The 18,421-nt window shown below is 45.7% G+C and carries 16 protein-coding genes and 1 riboswitch; of the genes, 11 read left to right on the plus strand and 5 right to left on the minus strand.

Annotated features, from left to right (window positions below; genetic code table 11):
- The first annotated feature begins 138 nt into the window (after positions 1-138).
- Entirely contained in the window at positions 139-1,140 is a 1,002-nt protein-coding gene (locus ACT89M_RS09055) for an HRDC domain-containing protein (protein ID WP_154958249.1), read from the plus strand.
- 109 nt (positions 1,141-1,249) lie between these two features.
- Here ACT89M_RS09055 and corA read toward each other — a convergent pair whose 3' ends face one another.
- Positions 1,250-2,185: a magnesium/cobalt transporter CorA gene (gene corA / locus ACT89M_RS09060; protein ID WP_090919837.1), complete on the minus strand. Its 936-nt coding sequence runs from the start codon at positions 2,183-2,185 to the stop codon at positions 1,250-1,252.
- Between the two features lie 458 nt (positions 2,186-2,643).
- A riboswitch (SAM riboswitch) is annotated at positions 2,644-2,768 on the plus strand.
- 126 nt (positions 2,769-2,894) lie between these two features.
- Here corA and metA point away from each other — a divergent pair.
- From metA to ACT89M_RS09090, 6 genes are all read left to right on the plus strand, one after another.
- Positions 2,895-3,812 (plus strand): homoserine O-acetyltransferase MetA, encoded by a 918-nt coding sequence (gene metA, locus ACT89M_RS09065; protein WP_090919840.1) that lies wholly within the window; start codon positions 2,895-2,897, stop codon positions 3,810-3,812.
- 24 nt (positions 3,813-3,836) lie between these two features.
- Positions 3,837-5,021 carry an aminotransferase class I/II-fold pyridoxal phosphate-dependent enzyme gene (locus ACT89M_RS09070; RefSeq protein ID WP_154886876.1) on the plus strand — a complete coding sequence of 395 codons (1,185 nt, stop codon included), beginning with the start codon at positions 3,837-3,839 and terminating at the stop codon, positions 5,019-5,021.
- Entirely contained in the window at positions 5,018-6,199 is a 1,182-nt protein-coding gene (locus ACT89M_RS09075; protein ID WP_154886874.1) for a trans-sulfuration enzyme family protein, read from the plus strand. Before ACT89M_RS09070 ends, ACT89M_RS09075 begins: the two co-directional genes overlap by 4 nt.
- Positions 6,200-6,441: 242 nt before the next feature.
- Complete coding sequence (gene mqnC / locus ACT89M_RS09080) at positions 6,442-7,578, plus strand: cyclic dehypoxanthinyl futalosine synthase (protein ID WP_090919848.1); 1,137 nt, start codon at positions 6,442-6,444, stop codon at positions 7,576-7,578.
- Between the two features lie 275 nt (positions 7,579-7,853).
- Positions 7,854-8,786 (plus strand): aldo/keto reductase, encoded by a 933-nt coding sequence (locus ACT89M_RS09085; RefSeq protein WP_154886872.1) that lies wholly within the window; start codon positions 7,854-7,856, stop codon positions 8,784-8,786.
- Between the two features lie 38 nt (positions 8,787-8,824).
- Positions 8,825-9,838 (plus strand): zinc-binding alcohol dehydrogenase family protein, encoded by a 1,014-nt coding sequence (locus ACT89M_RS09090; protein WP_154886869.1) that lies wholly within the window; start codon positions 8,825-8,827, stop codon positions 9,836-9,838.
- Positions 9,839-9,961: 123 nt separating this feature from the next.
- Here the strand turns inward: ACT89M_RS09090 and ACT89M_RS09095 are convergent, their stop codons facing one another.
- The 4 genes from ACT89M_RS09095 to ACT89M_RS09110 all read right to left on the minus strand — a co-directional run bounded on the left by ACT89M_RS09095 (position 9,962) and on the right by ACT89M_RS09110 (position 13,460).
- Complete coding sequence (locus tag ACT89M_RS09095; RefSeq protein WP_186809566.1) at positions 9,962-10,867, minus strand: YitT family protein; 906 nt, start codon at positions 10,865-10,867, stop codon at positions 9,962-9,964.
- 121 nt (positions 10,868-10,988) lie between these two features.
- The gene (locus tag ACT89M_RS09100) at positions 10,989-12,227 is read right to left on the minus strand and encodes a cation:proton antiporter (RefSeq protein ID WP_154886865.1); all 1,239 of its coding nucleotides are present in this window, start codon (positions 12,225-12,227) and stop codon (positions 10,989-10,991) included.
- Positions 12,228-12,231: 4 nt separating this feature from the next.
- Positions 12,232-12,726: a cation:proton antiporter regulatory subunit gene (locus tag ACT89M_RS09105; protein ID WP_090919862.1), complete on the minus strand. Its 495-nt coding sequence runs from the start codon at positions 12,724-12,726 to the stop codon at positions 12,232-12,234.
- A 326-nt stretch (positions 12,727-13,052) separates the two neighbouring features.
- Positions 13,053-13,460 (minus strand): hypothetical protein, encoded by a 408-nt coding sequence (locus ACT89M_RS09110; protein WP_154886863.1) that lies wholly within the window; start codon positions 13,458-13,460, stop codon positions 13,053-13,055.
- Positions 13,461-13,692: 232 nt separating this feature from the next.
- On the opposite strand from ACT89M_RS09110, the gene ACT89M_RS09115 reads away from it, so the two are divergent.
- From ACT89M_RS09115 to ACT89M_RS09130, 4 genes are all read left to right on the plus strand, one after another.
- Complete coding sequence (locus ACT89M_RS09115; RefSeq protein WP_154958241.1) at positions 13,693-14,637, plus strand: putative sporulation protein YtxC; 945 nt, start codon at positions 13,693-13,695, stop codon at positions 14,635-14,637.
- A gap of 409 nt (positions 14,638-15,046) precedes the next feature.
- The gene (thrS, locus tag ACT89M_RS09120) at positions 15,047-16,984 is read left to right on the plus strand and encodes a threonine--tRNA ligase (RefSeq protein ID WP_154886859.1); all 1,938 of its coding nucleotides are present in this window, start codon (positions 15,047-15,049) and stop codon (positions 16,982-16,984) included.
- 455 nt (positions 16,985-17,439) lie between these two features.
- The gene (locus ACT89M_RS09125; RefSeq protein WP_373323211.1) at positions 17,440-17,952 is read left to right on the plus strand and encodes a 3D domain-containing protein; all 513 of its coding nucleotides are present in this window, start codon (positions 17,440-17,442) and stop codon (positions 17,950-17,952) included.
- Positions 17,953-18,064: 112 nt separating this feature from the next.
- Complete coding sequence (locus tag ACT89M_RS09130) at positions 18,065-18,274, plus strand: hypothetical protein (protein ID WP_090919874.1); 210 nt, start codon at positions 18,065-18,067, stop codon at positions 18,272-18,274.
- Positions 18,275-18,421 lie beyond the last annotated feature (147 nt).

The following is an 18,421-nucleotide window of genomic DNA, read 5'->3' on the forward strand; positions in this document are numbered from 1 at the left end:
GCATAGTACGGTTAATGAGGAAGCACCTCTCTTGCAGCGATCTGCGGGAGAGGTGCTTTTTTGTGTTGTCTGGAGACAGAGACAGAGAATACCTTCGTTAATCGAACAGGCTGTATCGTCCAAAGGAGGGAACAAGTAATGGAAGTCATTTTCATGAACAAATTATCCAGAGTGTTTGATCAGCATGAACAGATTGCCCAGTTATGGATTGGCGAGGAGGAGAATACTTGGCACTTGGGATGGAGTCGTTATGAAGCAGGGGATCGGGAAGATACGATCTGGTATGAAGGTCATTCGTGGGAAGAGCTGATGCACATATATCGTCATCAACTTGCCATGCAGATGAGCGAAGGGTATCGTCCATTGATGCATGGGTTGTACAATGAGAATGAGGATCTGAAGCTACGTAGTTATGCAGGCCAGCGTCTGCATTGTTTTAGTGAATTATACGGAAATGAACAATTGTATGAGGATTTATGCACATGGCGCAGGCAAAAAGCGGCTTCGGATCGGAAGGCTCCTTATTTTATAGCGACGAATCGTTTGTTGCGGCTGATCAGTGCGTTTGTTCCACATACGATGGATGAGCTGATGCAACTGCCGGGTGTTGGTGAGAGCAAAGCAGCAGAATATGGGCTGGAATGGCTTGAAATGATGAGTGGAATCGAACAATCGAGACCTTTTCCGTTAGACTGGGTGTACATCGTATTGCAAGAAGAAGAGTACGAAAGTTGGTTATATAAGCAGAAAGAGCAGAAGTACAAGCAGGAACTGGATAAATTCATTACGCGTAAGCACGTGCTGGAAGGCATGAAAGAGGGACAAACCTTAGAAGAGATCGTGAATCGATCTGGTCTATCCCGGCGTGAATTAATCGAACTGCTCGAAACATTGGATCTGGAAGGGTATGACACGGATTCATTGCTGGATGTAGAACTGGCCGTTATGCCTGAGACTGAACAAGAGGCGGTATGGAACGCATATGAGGAGTTAGGAGATACATTTCTGAAGCCTGTGTTACATAAAGTTTACGGAGGAGAGCGCCCTGAAGGAGGAAGCTTGGAGCAAGTGTATGAACGGTTACGGATGATTCGCATCCGTTTTCGGAGACATACTGAAACAGAGCGTAATGTTGGTTAGCTAAAATACGCCGTGAGGCGGTGATATTAAAAAAGACGAAGTCGTCCCTGTGAAGGAGCGCTTCGTCTTATTCTTTAAATGGTATGATATAGCGGATAGAGCGGTCGTTTCAGATCCAGTCTTTTTTACGGAAAATAAAGAACATCGTCAGGCCGAGTGTAATCATCAGGCCGATAACAGCATAATACCCGTATTTCCAGTGTAATTCGGGCATGTTGTCAAAGTTCATTCCATAAATACCGGTGATAACGGTCAGAGGCATGAACACGGTGGTGATGGCGGTAAACACACGCATGATCTCATTCGCGCGGTTAGCGATACTGGACTGGTAGGCTTCTCGCAAGTTGCCCATCAGATCGCGGTACGTTTCAAAGGTTTCCGATATTTTTACGGCGTTCTCGTAAATGTCGCTGAAATATTTTTGCAGCTGATCATCAATGAGACGCAGATCTTTTTTGTTGAGTGTATTGATGACCTCCTTTTGAGGTCCCAGTACTTTCTTAAGCCACAAAATCTCGCTTCGCAGACCGATAATCTCATTCAGATGTGACTTTTTGGTATGCATCAGAATGTCTTCCTCAAGTTTCTCAATTCGCGCTTCAATTCGATCACCAACGGTGAAGTAATTGTCCACAATCAAGTCAACAAGCAAGTAGAGGAGACGATCTGGACTGCTGATTTCCTGTTCCCAGAGAATCGGCTTCAATGTACGTAGTTCGCTGATCTTTTGTTTGGTAACCGTAATGATAAAATGTCTACCGAGAAAGAGATTGACTGCACGCAGGAAGATCTCTTCATCATCGAAACGAATGCTATTAATCACGATAAAATAATGGTTCTCATAAATTTCAATCTTCGGACGCTGTTCTTCATCACTCAAGCAATCCTCAACAGCCAGATCATGCATGGAGAACAGCGGCTGAAGTACAGCCAAATCGTCCACGTCCGCATCAATCCAGTAGAATCCTTCTGCTGGTGGAGTCAGCGCTTGCTGAATGTCATCCACCGGGATAAATACACCGTTGTTAACCAACCGGATTTTCATGTTATCTACTCCTTCTGCACCCGCCGTCTTGGCGGATTTCATCGTTAATATGGGCGCAAAAGAACAGATCAGCCGGTCGGCAGCGGAGCCTGTTATCAGGACTGTACTGCGTTGTCAATCTATAATCAAACGGAAGAAACGTCCCGCTGCCGACATGCTGATGTCAATTCTCTATGCAGTTGTTCGGAATTCGACTGCCAGTTGGGCCTCGGGTCGCCATCCATTTAATATGTCACCTCTCACATAAGGGCTTATAAACACTTGTCTAGTATACCGCTGGTCTAGGGTGCTTTCAAGCGCAAAAATGTGTCTATTTCACGCTCTGAGGCAGTGTATGACAACGGATGATGAACGGTTCCGAGTTTAGGTTCAAAACCAATCAACTGGTTCTTGACGTGAGGGCAGTAATGTTTTAAAGTAAAAGTTAATATATCTGAATTAAAATTGAATACAGCGAAATCTTATCAAGAGTAGGTGGAGGGACCAGCCCGATGAAACCCGGCAACCGGCGATATAACGCACGGTGCTAATTCTTGCAGCGACCAAGCATCCTTGTGATGCTGTTGTAACTGAGAGATGAGAGAGGCGCATATCTGTTTACATATGACCTTTCTCGGAATCCGAGAGAGGTCTTTGTCATATGCAGAGCTTCTCAGAGCGTGATTTTCGCACCAGATGCGACCCATGAAAAAGGAGGAGTCAACTCACTATGCCAATTAAAATTCCAGACACATTACCAGCCAAAGAAGTGCTTGAGAGCGAGAATATTTTCGTCATGGACGAATCATCTGCATACAAGCAGGATATTCGTCCACTCCGGATCGCCATACTGAATCTGATGCCTACGAAGGAAACGACGGAAACGCAATTGCTTCGTCTGGTAGGTAATACACCGATTCAAGTGGATGTTGTGCTGGTACACCCCAAATCCCACACTTCCAAGAACACATCTCAAGAATACCTGGATCTGTTTTATAAAACATTTGATGAGATCCAGCATCGCCGTTTTGACGGGATGATCATTACCGGTGCACCGGTAGAGCAAATGGATTTTGAGGACGTGAATTATTGGGAAGAGATTCAGGAAATCTTTGAATGGACCAAAACGAATGTAACTTCGACGATGCATATATGTTGGGCTTCTCAAGCAGGTCTATACCACCATTTTGATGTACCCAAAGTTCCGCTGGATGAAAAGTGTTTTGGCGTATTCCCGCATACGATCAACAAACCTCATGTTCCGATACTGCGTGGATTTGATGAAGTGTTCAACGTTCCACACTCCCGTCACACGGAGGTAAGACGTGAGGATATTGAGAAAAATGATAAACTCGAAATTTTGGCAGAGTCCGAAGAAGCAGGAGTATTCCTGGTTGCCACCAAGGACGGGAAGCAAATTTTTGCCACAGGACATGCCGAGTATGATCCGTTTTCATTGAAATGGGAATATGACCGCGATGTTGCCAAGGGATTGGACATCGCGCTGCCGAAGTACTACTATCCAAAGGACGATCCTTCTCGGATACCTCCGGCTACATGGCGTGCACACGCTAACTTATTATTCTCTAACTGGCTCAATTACTATGTGTATCAGGAAACCCCTTACGATATTGGCCCACAAATCTAATCCAGATTACAGGAGGATGCAGTAATGGAAGATAACAAGTTGAAAATTGAAAGCCGTTTAGCTCAAATTGGGTCCATCAATGAACCCGTAACAGGTGCTGTTAACTTTCCGATCTATCAATCCACTGCGTTTCGTCACCCGAAGCTGGGACAAAGCACGGGGTTTGATTACATCCGTACAACAAACCCAACGCGCAAAGTGTTAGAGGAAGCAGCAGCTGCTCTAGAGTCCGGTGATGCAGGTTTTGCTTGTAGCTCGGGCATGGCAGCACTGCAAACGATCTTTGCGATGTTCGGCCAAGGGGATCACCTGATCGTTTCTCTTGACCTGTATGGCGGTACATATCGCCTGTTGGAACGGATTTTATCCCGGTTCGGTGTAACCGCAAGTTATGTAGATACGAACGATCTGGAAGCATTAGAGAACATCCGTCAGCCGAATACGAAGGCTGTTTTCATCGAGACACCAACTAATCCGCTCATGATGATTACGGACATTCAAGCTGTTGCTTCTTGGGCGAAAAAACACAATCTATTAACCATTGTAGATAATACGCTACTGACTCCATTCTTCCAGCGTCCGATTGAACTTGGCGCCGATATTATTATCCATAGTGCGACTAAATATCTGGGTGGACATAATGATGTGCTCGCTGGATTGATCATCACCAAAGGTGAGGCCTTGTCTGCCGAGATGGCGTTCCTTCATAATTCTATTGGAGCTGTGTTATCACCGAGTGATTCATATCAATTGATGAAAGGTATGAAAACACTGGCTCTTCGCATGGAGCGTCATGAATATAACGCACTTACCATTGCGAAGTTCCTCTTGGAACATCCGGCTGTAGCTGAAGTATTCCATCCTGGTTTGTCCGATCACCCTGGATATGAAGTTCAGCGTAAGCAGTCTTCCGGCAATACAGGCATTTTTTCGTTTAAAGTGAAGGATGCACGCTATGTTGAGCCATTGCTGCGTCATATCCAATTAATTGCATTTGCAGAAAGTCTCGGTGGTGTAGAATCACTCATGACGTATCCTGCGGTGCAAACCCATGCGGATATTCCGCTTGAAATTCGTGACGCTGTAGGTGTGGACGATCGTCTGCTTCGCTTCTCGGTAGGCATCGAACATGCAGAAGATTTGATCGCGGATCTGAATGAAGCATTGCTGGCAGCACAGAAGGAAGTTGAAGGAGGCGTAACCTCATGAGTGAATCGAGTAACCATAAGCCCAGTACGTCGGAGCTGAAGTTTGACACCAAGCTGCTTCACTTTGGAGATGAAATTGATAAAACAACAGGTGCCTCAAGTGTACCGATTTATCAAGCTTCCACGTTCCATCACTTTGATATCTTTAATCCGCCGCAACATGATTATAGCCGTTCAGGTAATCCGACTCGCCAGGCTCTGGAAGATTACATCGCGTTGCTTGAGGGCGGGGTACGCGGATTTGCATACTCGTCAGGGATGTCTGCAATCTCCAGTGTGTTCATGATGTTCTCCGCAGGGGATCATATCATCGTAACGGAAGATGTATACGGTGGGACATATCGTCTACTCACAACGATACTAAGTCGGATGCAGATTGAGACTACTTTTGTTGACATGACCGACATTGAACAAGTCAAAGCAGCAATCAAGCCTAACACGAAGGCCGTATACATGGAAACACCATCCAATCCGACCTTGAAGATTACGGATATTGCCGCAGTGACGTCCTGGTCCAAGGAGCATGATCTGATTACCATTCTGGATAATACGTTTATGACACCGTACTATCAGCGTCCTATTGAGCTCGGCGTAGATATCGTTGTACATAGTGCTACGAAGTTTCTCGGTGGTCACAGTGATGTGCTGGCTGGTCTGGCTGTTGCGCGTACAGACGAGCTGGGCAGACAATTGAAACAGTTGCAAAACGGACTAGGTACCGTTCTCGGAGCTCAGGAATCTTGGCTTCTGATGCGCGGGATGAAGACCCTGGGTGCGCGGATGGCTCACAGTGAACAGAGTACTGCCAAACTGGCCGCATGGCTCAAAGGGCGTCAGGATATAACAGCTGTGTATTACCCTGGACTTGAGGATCATCCGGGCCGTGAAGCGCATGAGCGTCAGTCGACAGGTTACGGAGCCGTAGTATCGTTTGACGTCGGTTCAGGTGATCGTGCAAAAGCTGTCCTGAATCAGGTGAAACTACCCATTGTAGCTGTAAGTCTGGGAGCAGTGGAGAGCATTCTTTCGTACCCAACGATGATGTCTCATGCAGCTATGCCTGCGGAAGTTCGACATGAGCGTGGAATTACCGATGGGTTGCTGCGTTTCTCTGTAGGGCTTGAGGATATTGATGATCTGATTGCTGATCTCGAGCAAGCGTTGCAGGCTACGCTATAAATTGAACGACTAAATAGGTGCATTTTAAAATCGGATGCAGCTAGCATTCAAACGGTTTTCATATGTCAAAATTTTAACTTATTTTATAAGCACCTTTTCATAAGGTGCTTTTTTTCACATGTAACCTGTGTTACGATATGTAGAGTACAAAAATGCGATATTACAGCCACGACTTGCTTTTTGCTAACAAGCCGGGAGTGATCGTCGTATTATTTTCTCTTTACGAGGGAGGCTTTTTTACGATGAGTACGGTAGACCGTATCTTAGATAAAGCCCTTCGGGGCGAACGTTTAGACTTGGAAGACACGATTCAGTTATTTGAATCAGACGAAGTGGACAAAATCGGGGCAGCTGCCAATGTAATCATGAAACGTATGCACCCTGAACCATACAGAACATTTGTTATTGGGCGTAACGTCAATTACACGAATGTGTGCGACGTATACTGCCGTTTTTGTGCTTTTTACCGCAGACCTGGTTCAGAAGAAGGTTATGTGCTTCCAGATGAAGTGATTTTCCAGAAAATCAAGGAAACTGAAGATGTCAACGGAACCGAAATTCTGATGCAAGGTGGAACGAATCCAAATCTGCCTTTCAGCTATTATACGGACTTGTTGAAAGCGATCAAGGAACGTTTTCCGAATATTACGATGCACTCTTTCTCACCAGCTGAGATTATGAAAATGGTTGAAGTATCCGATGGTCTTACGCTGGAAGAGGTAGTGCGTGCCATTCACGAGGCGGGACTTGACTCCTTGCCAGGTGGCGGAGCCGAGATTCTTGATGACCGTACACGCCGCAAAATCAGCCGTCTGAAAGGTTCATGGCGCGACTGGATGGATGTGATGCAGACTGCTCACCGAATCGGTATGAATACAACCGCTACGATGGTTATTGGTCTGGGTGAATCCATGGAAGAGCGTGCGCTGCATCTGATGCGTGTACGTGAAGCGCAGGATGAGTGTATTGCCAATAAGTATGATTCTGAAGGCTTCCTCGCTTTTATTCCGTGGACATTCCAGCCAGATAATACGAACCTTAAGCTGGAGCGTCAGACTCCACAGGAGTACCTGAAAACGGTAGCGATTAGCCGTCTGGTGTTAGATAACATTAAAAACATCCAATCTTCCTGGGTCACAATGGGACCTGAAATCGGGAAGAAATCACTCGAATTCGGCTGTAATGACTTCGGCAGCACGATGATTGAAGAGAATGTTGTATCCTCCGCAGGAGCAACATACAAAGTGAACATTGAATCCATTCTGCGTCTGATTCGGGAGTCTGGTTATATTCCGGCACAGCGCAACACCCGTTACGATATTCTGCGTATGTTTGATGAAGAAAGCATTGTGCCTAAAGATTTCGTAATGCAGAACTAATCCCTACATTTATAGAAAAGCAATATGGTTTTTAATTTATGTCACATCATGTGAAGTAAATAGCAACTCGTTCCGCTTAAAAGGGCCAAAGTAGGTTAAACCTGCTTTGGCCCTTTTCGTTGTGCGTACCTGATTCAGGTACAGTTCTCCTTTTATCCAGGAATCGAGATCATTAAACAGTACATATTACGCATTTGACGATATGTTATATAGATTTTTAACTGATACAATGGAGGGACAGTTGTGTAGTCAAACCTGCTGGGAGGAACGAATTGATGAAAACAAGAAAATTGGGAAAGACAGCATTAGACGTACCTGTTTTGAGCTTTGGCGCATCATCACTGGGCTCTGTATTTCGTGATATTGACCGGAATGAAGGGATTCGTACCGTTCATGCAGCGATCGATGCAGGTATGAATTATATAGACGTGTCGCCGTACTACGGTTTAACCAAGGCGGAGACGGTACTCGGTGAAGCAATCCGTAGTTTGCCGCGTAGCTCTTATACGTTATCAACCAAAGCTGGACGGTATGGTGAGAACGAGTTTGATTTTTCTCGCAAGCGTATTTTGGAGAGTGTACAAGAGAGTCTGGCAAGGTTGCATACGGATTATCTTGATATTTTATTTTTACATGATATCGAGTTTGTGGCTCCTGAGATCATCATTGAAGAAGCTTTTCCAACATTGTTAGAACTGAAAGAGAAGGGCGTGATTCGTTACGCCGGAATCTGCGGTTTGCCGTTGCCTTTATTCGAAAAAATGTTGCCGCAGCTTGATGCGGATGCCATTATCTCCTATTGTCATTATGCTCTGAATGATACGTCATTGTTATCGCTACTGCCGTTACTAGAGGAAAAAGGGGTTGGACTTGTAAACGCTTCCCCACTTTCAATGGGATTGCTTAGCACGCGCGGAACACCGGCTTGGCATCCAGCGGGTGAACGGGTAAAAGAGCTTTGTTTGAAAGCTGCCCGCTTCTGCGAGGAACAAGGCAGTAATATCGCCAAGCTGGCAGTACAATTTTCTACAGCAAATGAACAAATCCCAACAACTCTCGTTAGTAGTGCGAGCCAGCAAAACATTGTCAACAACGCGGCCTGGGTTGAAGAACCTATAGATAAGCAACTTCTGGAAGAGGTATTATTTATTCTGGCTCCATTAAACAATGAAACTTGGCCGAGTGGTCGTGCTGAATATAACGGGTAGTTAAATATATCGTCGAATGGATCTGAGGGGGAACAGTGATGAGAGCTATCGTATGTGAAGAAATTGATCGTTTGGTGCTGAAGGAACTTCCGCAGCCCGAAAGAGGTGAGGGAGAAGCACTGGTCGCTATCCAGCGAATTGGTATCTGTGGTACAGATTTGCATGCGTACAAAGGCAATCAGCCTTTTTTTACGTATCCTCGTATACTTGGTCATGAACTTGCAGGCGTTATCGAAGAGATTGGCCCGAACGAGGCAGGTTTACAGCCGGGAGACCAGGTAAGCATTACTCCTTATCTGCATTGTGGACATTGTATTGCTTGTCGTTCAGGCAAAACCAATTGTTGTGCATCCATGCAAGTGATGGGCGTACATGTGGACGGTGGGATGAGAGAACGGATTACAGTGCCTGTCTCCCATCTGCTGAGAGCAGAGGGGTTAACATTAGATGAAACAGCTATGGTTGAACCACTTAGCATTGGGGCTCATGCTGTGCGCAGAGCTTCACTTCAACCAGGAGAGCGTGTCGTTGTTATTGGAGCCGGACCTATCGGGCTGGGAGTCATGGCCTTTGCCAAACAAGCAGGTGCATACGTTATTGCTGTGGATCGAAATCTGGACAGGCTGGAATTGAGCCGAACTTGGGCCGGTGTGGATGAGATCGTGCAGGCGGATGAACAGGCTCTGCAGCGGGTATCCGAGATTACTGGCGGTGATTATGCCACGGCTGTATTTGATGCGACAGGTAACGTACATTCCATGAATGGCGCGATACCTTATGTGGCTCACGGTGGACAGTTGATTTTTGTTGGACTGGTGAAAGCCGACATTACGTTCCATGACCCGGAATTTCACAAGCGTGAGATGAGTATGCTGGGCAGCCGGAATGCAACACGTGAGGATTTTGAACAGGTGTTATCGACGTTGCGTGAAAAAAAATTAACGATGGATGGTTATATCACACATCGAGCACCTTTTGAAGAGCTGCCAACCGCAATGGACACTTGGCTGTTACCCGAATCTCAAGTGGTTAAAGCAATCGTAGAATTATAAATTTTCACAATTTGAAGATGTGTACGAAGAAACGCTCTCTTCCCGGTTAATGAGCAATGGAGAACGATCCATTAGTTCATGGGAAGAGAGCGTTTTGTTATATCGTTATTTTCGCTAGCTATTTCATTTTTCTGGATTCGAGATAATACCTGCGTGAGGGTCAATGTGCCGAACAATGGATTTTAACCAGATCATTTCCAGGAAATGTACTTCGTAATAAAGTGTTCCTGGAATCTGTTTGATCCAGACCTCCGCGTCAGCGATCGGGGAAGACTCAAGTGTTGCACTTAGCTTCCCTGGTTCCCTGCGCAGGCGGTTTCGTACAGCTTTTTCAACTTGAGCACGTTGCGTGGTCAGAATGCATATTTTGCGTTTGGGGGAGAATCCCCGGAATGCAAGGTACACCATTTCATAGGCAATCAGATAAGCGATGATAGAATACATGGCCTGATCCCAGCCAAAAACAACACCAGCAGCTGTCAGTATGATCAAGTTAAGCAGCATGATTATTTTTTCGATAAGCATCCGTTTCCCGCTAAACACACGTTCAGGCGGCCGGGAGGACGGATCACCGATTTCCAGCGTATCCAGTGTCCCACCATACCGAACAACAAGCCCGATTCCGAGCCCTAGGCATAACCCGCCAAACATGGCAGCAGCCAAGGGATGCTCGACGAGCGGCGGCATGGGATGTAGCACGATGGCACCGATCGAAAAGACAACCAAACCCAGAACAGTTACAAGTACAAACTTTTTCTTCACGATCCTGTAGGATAAAAATATAAACGGAACATTGAATAAAAACAGGAATAAGCCGATTCGTAGCTCCGTCCAGTGTGCGAACAGGGAAGAGATTCCTGTTATGCCACCAATAATAATTTTATTGGGGTGCAGAAACAACTCAAGTCCCACGGAGGCCAGTATTCCGCCAATGATGACCAGAAACAGATTCAGCCAGCGGCGGGAGGGCGCTATGCTACTCTTCGTAGTACGTGGCACCGGATTAGCCGATATCAGAGGTGTTTTCACATGTCCATCCTCCTTCAGTGCGGCTTCGAGCCATTCTCCCTGGGTTCTTCACAGAAAGGTCAGCATGTAGCCGCTCAGTTGCTTAATACAAACATATGTCTGCTCTGCACAGACATGTTACTTAGCCTTCTTTCTGCAGAACTTTAGGTTCTTCTTTTTTCTTGCGAGGATCTTTGAACTTGAATATTTTATCCAAAATACGGAATACGTGTTTGGACTCTTTGGTTAATAGCGGCCCCAGAATAGCAAGGATTAATACATACAGCGCGGCAAATGGTTGAAGCAATGGTAACAGTCCACCGGCTTTACCCATATTGGCCATAATAATGGAGAACTCACCACGAGATACAATGGTTAATCCGATATTAGCAGATGCTTTTGGTGAAAGCCCTGCACTGCGCCCAGCCAGCATACCTGCGAGGAAGTTACCAAACAGTGTAATCACTACAGCAATCAAAGCAAGCCAAACGGCTTCACCACCAAGGGATAACGGATCAATAGATAGTCCGAAGCTGAAGAAAAAGATAGCTCCAAAGAAATCTCGGAAAGGTAGAATCAGATGTTCGATCCGTTTAGCATGTTCCGTTTCCGCAAGCACAAGACCGACGAGCAACGCACCGATGGCTTCAGCAACATGGATCGTTTCGGAGAAACCAGCGACAAGGAACAATGCCCCGAAAACAACAAGTGAGAATAATTCATTCGACCGGATTTTGAGCAGTTTATTCAGCAACGGTGTCGCTTTGCGTCCGACAATGATGACGACGAGCATGAAGGCCAGAGCGATCAGTGCGGACACAATGACGCCTCCGACGGAGGAAGAACTACTGAGTACAAGTCCGGAAAGGATGGAGATATATACGGCGAGGAATACGTCCTCGAACATAATAATACCCAATATCATTTCGGTCTCGGGATTGGCGGTTCGTTTTAAATCAACGAGCACCTTGGCTACAATGGCACTGGAAGAGATCGTTGTGATCCCTGCGACGATGAGCGCTTCAGCGGCCGGGAAGCCGGAAGCAAAACCGAACACTAATCCGAGTGTGAAGTTAATCCCGATATAGATCGAGCCGCCAACAACGATGGAGCGACCCGATTTGACTAAACGGCCAACTGAAAATTCCAGTCCCAGATAAAACAACAGGAAGAGAATACCGATCCGTCCCATAAAGCTGATGAACGGCTGACTTTCGATAAATCGGAAGTCCAAATGCCAGATTTGCATGGCATGTGGCCCCACGGCCATCCCGATCAGAATATAGAACGGAACAACCGAAAATCTCAGTTTTGCGGATAAAAGGCCGGCTGCTGCAATAAGCACCAGCGCCAAACCCACTTCAAAAATCAAATGATCCATCGAGTTACCCCCTTCCCGTCAGGAGGAGGGACTTGAAAAGCTTCTGCTGGTTGCGTTCGCCAACGGCGACTACCGTAGATTCTGCGCTAATCACAACCTCCGGACCTGGGCTGATGTGTTTTTTGTGATTTTTCTCCACAACGGCAATGACCGTTGCGCCAGAGTTTTGACGTACATTCAATTCACCAATGGATTTGCCAATGCATCCGAATGAAGCTTCGATTTTGTACCATTCGATAATCAGATCATCAAAGGTAACTTCAATATTTTCAAGTTGCTTCGGTTTGTAGGTTAATCCGCCAACGATCGCGGCAATTTGTCTTGCCTCATTGTCGTCAAGTGTAATCATAGAGATGCTTTGATCCGGGTCATCATATTCAAAATGATACATTTCACGGCGTCCATCATCGTGAATAATAATGACGATTTTATCACCGCTGCTCGTTTCAATTTGAAATTTTTTGCCGATTCCCGGCAAGTCTGTTTCGCGTACATCCATGGATAGTATGCCTCCTTAGTAATTGAGGCTGGCCATAGAAGGAAGGCCTTTCTTCCCGTAATCAATTGATCTGCTGCTCAGGCGGAACATCAAATGGTGCAGGGAAACAGAGCCAGTAATTCCTGACACAGCCGAATATATGATGTGTAATCAAGATCAGTTTTGTGAAATTAAGTTCGACAAATAAACGAACACATATAAAGTTCAAACCAGTTGTTTCAAAAGTAACGTTTACATAATGGGTTATAAGTTATGCATGAGAACACCGTCTATAGCAAGAGGTGGCTCCATGCGTTGGCAACCTGACAAATACGGCAAACAGGCTCTTAACGAGCGCAGGCGTATTTCGGTGCCGTTGGGGAGAGGGATAAGTACATACTGGTAAATTTAATTGGCAACAGAAATAATCTGCGCTTGAACAGACAATACCACGGTTTAAAAGAAAGGCCTGCTGTAGGAATTCGCAGCACGATTAACAATGCGAGGACAAGAAATACAGGCTTGGTTTGCTTAACAGCCAGCTTAGACATTACTTGCGGATTTTTGCGAATGGCAGGTTTCTGCTGAGACTCGGGTATTTGAGACAGCACTTCAAGCCCTTCTTTATTCGAAGTGGCATCGACGGATACACCAACGGCAGACTCTGTCTGCATTGGAATCGGGAAGCACAGCGCCTGAAAAACGCATAAAATGATGATAATCATGTGATGGAGCAGTCTAGGATGTTGTCTCATTTTCGGCTTCCCCCCTTCCGTGAAGATACTGTTATAAAAATAATAACACATTTTTGCGTGATCTCCAAACCATTCATTCATAGTTCACGAAACCTTCTATTATTCTTTTTGCCAAAAAACTTTTGCTCGCGTTTTATGCTGAGAAATCATGACACCCTTTCCATCAAACCGCTTCGTATATCCCTTTGGGCCTTGCCATATACTTTGAAGAGAAAGGAAAGGAGTGATTCTTATGGAACTGTTTACAGTATGGACCGATGTGTCTGGGCAAGAGGAGGCAGCCCTTTTTCAACAATGCATTAAGGAAAAAACCAAAGGTTTACATATAAGTAAAAGAGGCTTCCGGCTCACCTTCAAACATAAGGATGGCAGAGCAGTCTGGACGTGCAGAGGAAATGAGAATCACGAAGATTTCCAGCAGTGGTTGCCACGAATCAGTGATTTGCTTTCCCTGGGTATTGCGGATTATATAATGGAAACACAGGAACGAAGCATGGTAGAGAATATTATTGCCAAATCATGCTCGGTAATGGATGAACACGAAGTTGAGAAGGTTCACCGCATCTGCATGCCGCTGCTCGTGAATAGTGACTTGCATCAACCGGGCCTGCGGGAGCGCCGCCGTGCAACATTAGCGAGAGGTTTAAGGCAGGATTTGGAGGACATTCATTTTTTCCATCTCGAAGGAATCCTGAATTTCCGTATACGTGCCTACAAGCAGGAATTGCAGGAGCTCGTGGAATATGCACTCGATGAGTTCTGGATGGATCGTCAATATGAAGAGTTCATGGGACTGTTGAAGTATTTTGTATTTTTTCAGGAGGCTAAAGTTCCTTTAATCCATCTGATTCACAAGGGCAAACATGAATTTCAGGTGCTTGATGCGGGACTTAATCTGTTGCCTGTGCAGAAAGATGAGCAGGTGGTTGTGGAGATGCCGGGGCTGGAACTGGAGATGGATATCGAGGATATGATCGTGAGTACGCTTATTTCCATATCACCGGAAAAGGTCATGCTGCACACCAGCACTCCCGAGTTGCCCATCATCTCGACGATATGCCAAATTTTCGAAGATAAGGTGCAGATATGCCATCAATGTCCCGAATGTGAAGTGCTTCGTTCTGGATTGCTGACAAGTCTTGACGCAGGCGATCTGGGCAATTATAATAACTGTTGATACAAAAGCGTTGACAAAGACAAGAGCCACACGTTAGATCGGTGCAGAGAGAGGAACCTGGGCTGAAATTTCCTCCGGATATCGCGTATGGTTTACCCCTTTGGAGCTGCAATTTTGAAAATAAAACCGGTTACCCAACCATTTGAAGGATGGCGGTTTTGTGAGTAAGGATTTGCCGGGTCATGCCCGTTACCGACATGCCAATGAGGGCTGTTTTCCTAATATGAGGAACAATCAGCTGAATTAGGGTGGAACCACGAGATATAACACTCGTCCCTTGACCGGGACGGGTGTTTTTTGCGTTCTTTTTCGTTGATCTAAGGGCGAACTGGAAATACGCAATAGATGATCAGTCCATTGCATGACAATGAAAATGAATGATGTATATTTTACAGGAGGAATGAGACAAATGGCAGTAAACATTAAACTACCGGATGGTTCCGTACGTGAGTACGCAGATGGGAGCAGTATTGAGGATGTAGCCGCTTCAATTAGCAGTGGGCTTCGCAAAAATGCCGCAGCAGGAAAACTGGATGGCATCGTGGTGGATCTGTCCACTCCAATTCATGAAGGGGCTTTGGTGGAGATCGTAACGTTGGATTCCCCTGAAGGTCTTGAAGTGATGCGCCACAGTACAGCTCACTTGCTGGCTCAGGCGGTAAAACGTCTGTACGGTAACAAAGAAGTTCATCTGGGCGTAGGACCAGTCATCGAAGATGGCTTCTACTATGACATGGATCTCGAACATCCGCTTAACCCGGAAGATTTACAGAAGATCGAGAAGGAAATGGAACGCATCGTCAATGAAAATCTGCCTATCGTGCGCAAAGAAGTTAGCCGTGCGGAAGCCATCAAGATTTTCAATGAAGTCGGCGACCCATACAAACTTGAATTAATCAATGCTTTACCGGAAGATAGCGTAATTACGATCTATGAACAAGGCGAATTTTTCGACTTGTGTCGTGGACCACACGTTCCATCTACAAGCAAGATTAAAGTGTTCAAACTGATGAACGTAGCGGGTGCATACTGGCGCGGGGACAGCAAGAACAAAATGTTGCAACGGGTGTACGGTACTGCTTTTGTGAAAAAAGCACAGCTGGACGAGCACTTGCATTTCCTGGAGGAAGCGCGCAAGCGTGATCACCGTAAACTGGGTAAAGAACTTGAAATGTTCACGTTCTCGCAACTCGTAGGTCAAGGTCTGCCAATCTGGTTGCCTAACGGTGCAAAATTGCGCCGTACACTGGAACGATATATCGTTGATCTGGAAGAAAGCCTTGGTTATCAGCACGTTTACACTCCTGTATTGGGGAACGTAGAGCTGTACAAAACTTCCGGTCACTGGGAGCACTACCAGGAAGACATGTTCCCGAAAATGATCATGGACAATGAAGAACTGGTTCTTCGTCCGATGAACTGTCCTCACCACATGATGGTGTACAAATCCAATATGCACAGCTACCGTGATCTTCCGATCCGTATTGCCGAACTTGGTATGATGCATCGCTATGAAATGTCAGGTGCGTTGACAGGTCTGCACCGTGTACGTGCGATGACACTGAATGACTCTCACATCTTTGCACGTCCGGATCAGATCAAAGAAGAGTTTGCTCGTGTTATCGAATTGATCCAAACGGTATATAAAGACTTTGGCATTCACGAATATCGTTTCCGTCTATCTTACCGTGATCCGCAAGACACCGAGAAATACTTCCAGAACGATGAGATGTGGGAAATGTCTCAACGCATGCTGCGTGAAGTTGTGGAAGAACTTGATCTTCCGTTCTATGAAGCTGAAGGCGAAGCGGCGTTCTACGGTCCGAAGCTGGATGTACAGATCAAGACTGCACTTGGCAAAGAAGAAACACTTTCTACCGTTCAACTGGACTTCTTGCTCCCTGAGCGCTTTGAGCTTGAATATGTTGGTGATGATGGGCAGAAGCATCGTCCGGTCGTTATCCACCGGGGCGTAATTAGTACAATGGAACGTTTCACTGCATTTTTGCTGGAGAACTTCGCAGGTGCATTCCCGCTTTGGTTGTCTCCAGTACAAGCCAAAGTCATTCCGGTATCCGGAAATTACGATGAGTATGCGCGTGAAGTAGAAGCGAAGCTGAAACGTGCAGGAATCGCGGCAGAAGCAGATCTTCGCAACGAGAAACTGGGTTACAAAATCCGTGAAGCGCAGCTAGAAAAAATGCCTTACATGTTCGTTGTGGGCGAGAACGAGAAAAATGCTGCATCGGTATCCGTACGTAAACGCGGAGAGGGCGATCTGGGCATGAAGCTGGTGGATGAGATTGTGGCTCAGTTGAAAGAAGAAATTGCTTCAAGACAAGTCTAGTTTAGAATCCTGTGTTGTAAAATAAATCTAACGAAACCGTCTGAGAACATGGCTGAACCCATCGTTTTCAGACGGTTTTTGTGTTTCTTTTTGTATCTATACTCTGACAAAAGGTATAAGATAGATGCTTTTTGGTAACCCTTTGCAAGTGAGGGGGAGGTTATACCATGAAAAAGCATTTTTTAAAATTCAATGAAAACCACAAGTTCATCATCATGTGCTGCTTCATATTTGCCGGGATTTTGATGAGTTTCAATGAGGCCAAGGCCTATATATTTGAAGAGGAAAGCACGATCATGCATGTCCAGGAAATGAACAATAATAACAAACAAGATGTAGCTCGTGATTTAAAAGTCGAGCAGACAGGAGAGCAAAATCAACTCGAACCTGTATACACGGACGAGGCTCAATTGACTACACTCGTGTACATGGCTTTTATGTGGTCTCCACAGCCAATGGTGTTGCCAAAACCTGAATTACCAGCCAAACGGGTGATTGATCCTGCTGACCCGGCCATGCCAGTGCTGGCACCGCGTTCAGAACAAATTTTGGAAACCCAGAAGGTGACGGCAACAGGATATACAGCAGGAGTCGAATCCACTGGTAAAACGCCAAAACATCCGCAATACGGTATAACGTATTCTGGGGTAAAGGTTCGACGGGACAAGGAAACCGTATCTACCATTGCAGCAGATCCGAAGTTATTTCCGATGGGTTCCATATTGTATATACCTGGTTATGGTTACGGTATCGTTGCGGATACAGGCTCGGCCATTAAAGGCAACAAAATCGATCTGTATTTTCCGACGACCAAGCAGGTGTACAAAGAATGGGGTAAAAAGGATGTTGAAGTACAGGTTATCAAGCAGGGTGCAGGGAAATGTACGGAGCAGATGCTGGCGGAGTTGTCCAAAGCGATCGATGTCTATAAAACTGTACCGGATTCCTGGCTGGACAAAGCTATCTGAGAATGGAATGTTATGCCTGAATAACAAAATGGCTCTCTTCACATAATATTGACTGGGGACGAACCCCGCACTGCAACAGGCAGTGTAAATATGAAGAGAGAGGTGATTCGTTGTGGCAAAGAAATCCCAAGGGTACCAAACGCCGAACGAGAAGTATGATGCTGAATTTGGACAGGAGAATGGAAGCGCCGCGTCTAAAGTGAAGCAATCCGCTCAAAACAAAGTACAAGACAATTTCCAAACACCTGATGAAAAATATAATGCCGAGTTTGGTGTAGAAAACACAGGTCAAACCGGCCGTGCAGGAAAAATGAAAAAGTAAGTTGCCACGGTTCAAGCATTAAACTATGCAAAATGAATAAAGAATCGATGATGATTTGTACACCCTGGAGCGGTTGCTCCGGGGTGTTTTCATTTTCATATTCCCGATTTCATGTTCCTTTTCTAAAATGATTAAAATTTACATAAT

It is taken from the genome of Paenibacillus sp. NN59 (assembly GCF_057597225.1).